The organism is Vibrio sp. 811 (assembly GCF_033339195.1).
Genome location: NZ_JAWOUB010000718.1, coordinates 1 through 571 on the forward strand (window position 1 = coordinate 1; position 571 = coordinate 571).

The window sequence follows — 571 nt, forward strand, 5'->3', positions numbered from 1 at the left end:
TTGCAAAACCATTTGATGAAGTGGCGGCGGAGATTAAGCAAGAGCTAGTAGACCAAAAAGCGGTGGATCAATTCTACGAGTTACAAAATGAGCGTGAGCGTGTTGCTTTTGAGTACCCTGATTCACTAGACGATGCTTCTAAAGCTATTAACCAAGAAGTGAAGACAACAGACTTCATCTCTCAAGTTGATGCACCTGAGGTTCTACGTAACCAAGCCGTTATGCAAGCACTACTGAGCCCAGAAGTGAAAGAAGACGGTCTGAACTCTGAAGCGATTGAAGTTGCGCCTGAGCACATTATTGTTGTTCGTGTTGAAGATTCTCGTGACGAAACAGTGCTTCCATTAGCTGAAGTGAAAGACCAAGTTGTGGCGGAACTATCTCGCGTTAAAGGTGAGCAAGGTGCCCTAGAGCTAGGTACAAAAGTGGTAGCTGCTCTGAATGAAGGCAATACGGCTGTTCTTGCGGAAAACAACCTAACATTTGGTGAGCAAGAGACCGTTGACCGTCGTTCACCACTAGCAACTACCGTCTTTGCAATGGCGAAGCCAGTAGATGGCAAACCTGTCTA

At 46.1% G+C, this 571-nt stretch carries 1 pseudogene; it reads left to right on the forward strand.

The annotated features are described in order from the left end of the window. Positions 1–571, forward strand: a pseudogene (locus tag R7Q46_RS29030) (peptidylprolyl isomerase); the annotation flags it as partial.